Consider the following 1,970-nt stretch of genomic DNA (forward strand, 5'->3'; position numbering starts at 1 on the left):
GAATAGGGGTATGTCTACTAGCAAAGGACGGGTGGAGTCTGAAAGAAGTATTACTTGTGAGGGTGGAAGTAAGACAAATTTCAATAACGAAATACCTAGAAGTGGAGCAGAGTGGAATGAATATTTAAAGGGAAAATATGGTGCAGACAATGTTCGTTGGAATATCAATTCTGTTGATGACATTTTCAGTGACCCGACTAGACTAAAGGGGTATACTGTAGATGAGTTGCAAACTATACTAGGGAACGACTGGACTAGAGGTGTATACGGAAGTAATGGTGGTGGATGGAAATTAATGAACGGTGATATTTCTATTTTTTATCATCCAGGCGGAGGTAAGCATGGAGGTTCATATTATGGAATATCATCTGGAGCTACTGGAAAAATTAAAGTAGTAAATCCAGAGACTTATATTCCACTGAAGGGTGATAAAGCAACTGTAATTTATGATTAGGGGTGACAAAATGATTTCGTTAGAAAAAAGATATGAGAATTTTAAAAGTACAATTGAGGAATGTGGAAGTTATCTGCTTCTAGAAGATGATGATACAATTAAACATAATCTATTTGAAGAATTTTCAATAGATATAATTAGTTTCTTGCACGAAGATACACTAAATCTTTTTTTAGATGAAGGTATGATTGATAATGATATATTAGAGAAAAGTATAGAGTTAAGGAATGCTTATTTGGAACTAGAACGTATTCCTGATATGCTTAATGTTGAAACTGTAAAAACATCTGAAAAGTGGAAAAATATATTAAGAAAATCAGATGAAATAAGTGAGTTGCTTTATTGGTAAAAATATTATTTAGAAAGTTATTTCAAACTAAAAACGGAGACGACCTAAAGATATGTTAGGGTGTCTCCGTTTTTTCTTGTCGTTTCAAATTTACCAGCTCTAGAAGAAATACAAAACAACATTGCATCGTCATACGGAAGGCAACTGTAGATATGAAACATAATCCATTCAGATAAATGAACAAGAATTTCAGATGAAATGTAACAGATTGAACAAATGCATTGTTTTATGAGTAGAATTAGTTAAAAAAGGAGTCCTAAAAACGGTAAAGCAGATATAAAAATGGTCAAAAGGCGGTAATTTTTATGTGGATATTCCTTCTGGTGATGCAAATATATTATAAATAATAGGATAAATATTCACGATATGTAATTGCATATTAAATTTATTGAGCCAGCAGAGAAACGTAAAAATCTACTGGCTTTTTCTATGCCCTCAATTCTCCACAATTACTTTTGAAAAATCTCTTATTTTTTTAAAAAATCCCATATCAAGTTACTTTCTTTTGAACATCTGGTGACAGTGTGTCCGTTCAAAATCCTGCATATAAGGAAAGTGCCGATGTTAGAGCCTGGGGGAATTAACCACTCAGAGTCCAACAGAATTGACCAATTTAAGCTCATTAGAAATAGCCAATGCACCAACTTATCTAATTGCTTATTGTCCCTTATTCAACAGGATCATTGATTTCTATCGAATAAGTTTTTAAGTTTCGTCCACGATAACTTTCTCCCTTCATGAGATAAACGGTAGAAAACTTAGTAGTTCCAGCAGTTCTAGGGGTATTCCTGTGCCAGTCTTAGCTGGTGCTTTTGCTGGTTCTGCCCTTACGAATGCACACGTTGTCCTACGTTTGTCTTTACGTCTTTTGGTGCTAACTACTTCCACTGTGGCATGAAAAGGCAAAACAGGGCGAATTACGGCTTGTGGTTTTAGTTCCTATTCGTACTGTATTTGGAACTAGGTTGCTACTGCTGGGTTCTGCACAGGCAATGGCTTGATTATGGAACTTTAGAGGCTGGAATTTAGGAACTATAAAGAATTTACAGGTGTTGCTGGTACGTGTGTTGCATTTGTTCCAGCAACATCTATACTTGACAAGTACAGGGGGGATGAAAATAATGGGGAATAGAGGCGTGCTTTTATATGTAGACTTGGGCAAGCTTG

General features: G+C 35.2%; 2 protein-coding genes. Both read left to right on the forward strand.

The features are described from left to right. Positions 1 to 454 (forward strand): hypothetical protein (locus AB5150_RS15615; protein WP_349820004.1); only part of this gene is annotated, 454 nt, incomplete at its 5' end. Positions 455 to 464: 10 nt separating this feature from the next. Beyond that, a complete protein-coding gene (locus AB5150_RS15620) occupies positions 465 to 803 on the forward strand; it encodes a hypothetical protein (RefSeq protein ID WP_147344001.1) in 339 nt (112 codons plus the stop codon). The last annotated feature ends 1,167 nt before the right edge of the window (positions 804 to 1,970 follow it).

Source organism: Coprococcus sp. RTP21281st1_F1_RTP21281_210402 (assembly GCF_040915325.1).
Taxonomy (GTDB): Bacteria; Bacillota; Clostridia; order Lachnospirales; family Lachnospiraceae; genus Coprococcus; species Coprococcus aceti.